Origin of the sequence: Colwellia sp. 6M3 (assembly GCF_014077595.1) — a bacterium.
Classification (GTDB): Bacteria; Pseudomonadota; Gammaproteobacteria; order Enterobacterales; family Alteromonadaceae; genus Cognaticolwellia.
Genome location: NZ_JACGWF010000181.1, coordinates 1 through 1716, shown reverse-complemented (window position 1 = coordinate 1716; position 1716 = coordinate 1). Strand labels below are relative to the sequence as shown.

Annotated in this window: 2 protein-coding genes; both read right to left on the bottom strand. The window is 40.6% G+C overall.

Annotation, left to right across the window (positions count from 1 at the left end; genetic code table 11):
- On the bottom strand, nt 1–1055 hold a 1055-nt coding region (gene guaA, locus H4J50_RS18850), incomplete at its 3' end, for a glutamine-hydrolyzing GMP synthase (protein ID WP_182257687.1).
- 232 nt (nt 1056–1287) lie between these two features.
- A partial coding sequence (locus H4J50_RS18845; RefSeq protein ID WP_182257686.1) for an IMP dehydrogenase occupies nt 1288–1716 on the bottom strand: 429 nt, incomplete at its 5' end.

Genomic DNA, 1716 nt, shown 5'->3' with positions numbered 1-1716 from the left:
GCTTTACCAGTAGCAGATGCCGCTGACTCTATAACATCAGGGTAAATAGTACCTTGTGCTAACCATTTAGCGTTACTGAGTTTATTTGCTTCTTCATCAAAAATTTCAACAAAGACATTACCAATAATTTTACGTTTGGCTTCTGGCTCGCTCTCAGTCGCTAAGCGATCTAAGAAACGGTTTTCAGCATTAACATGGATAATGTTCAAACCAAAATGGTCACCGAACATATCCATCACTTGCTGACCTTCGTTTAAACGTAATAAACCGTTATCAACAAACACACACGTTAACTTGTCACCAATCGCACGATGTAAAAGCATAGCTACAACTGATGAATCAACACCACCTGATAAACCAAGGATCACTTCGTCATCGCCAACTTGTACTTTCATTTTTTCAATGGCGTCTTCAATAATTGACGCTGGGGTCCACAATTTTTCACATTGACAAATATCAACGACAAAGTGCTCTAAAATTCGCAAACCTTGCTTAGTATGTGTTACTTCAGGATGAAATTGCACACCGTAAAATTGCTTTTCTTCATTGGCCATTGCAGCGTATTTACAACTTGGTGTTTGTGCTACGGTGACAAAGCCATCAGGAATTGCTGATACTTTATCGCCGTGACTCATCCAAACATCTAATAACGCATTACCGTTTGCACTGACGTTATCTTCTATAGCATTAAAAAGCGCCGATTTAGCGATAACTTCAACAGCTGCATAACCAAACTCTTTATGCTCAGAGCCTTCAACAGCACCACCCAATTGCTCAGCCATGGTTTGCATGCCATAGCAAATGCCTAATACAGGTACGCCGGCATTAAATACATATTCAGGCGCACGAGGAGAGTTGTGCTCAGTAACTGACTCAGGTCCGCCAGCTAATATAATACCTGTAGGGTTAAAGCCTTCAATTTGTTCTTGAGTAACATCCCAAGCCCATAATTCACAGTAAACGCCTATTTCTCGTACACGACGAGCAATAAGTTGAGTGTATTGCGAACCAAAATCTAATATCAGTATGCGGTGATCATGAATGTCTTTACTCATGTTGTTTTCCTACTTTTATTTAACAATAAAATGAATAGGCTGAGCTTGCTCAATATGAGTTACCGCTCAGCCTATTTGAATTTTTAGATGACATTTTCAATCATCTATTTTTATAATTTCTGTCAACATTTAATCGAAAATATTGCCGTCATATAAACGTCAGTAGCGTGATGCTTAGTTTACCGGTTGAGTACTCACAACCTTAAAATCGACGACTATAATTCAACAAAGCCTAACCAGTTCTGTAGTTAGGTGCTTCTTTTGTTATGGCGACATCATGTACGTGCGACTCACCCATACCTGCAGAAGTAATTTTCATAAATTCTGGTTTAGTACGCATAATTTCAATCGTTGCTGAACCCGTTAAGCCCATTGATGAACGCAAGCCACCCATTTGTTGATGAATAATTGCCGCAACAGGACCTTTATAAGCAACACGACCTTCAATACCCTCAGGTACTAACTTGTCTGCTTCACCATCTGACTTTTGGAAGTAACGGTCACTTGAGCCTTCTTTTTGGCTCATCGCGCCTAAAGACCCCATGCCGCGATATGACTTATAGTAACGACCTTGATAAAGTTCGACTTCACCAGGTGCTTCTTCCGTACCTGCGAGCATGCTACCCACCATCACACAATGTGCACCGGCAACTAGTGCTTT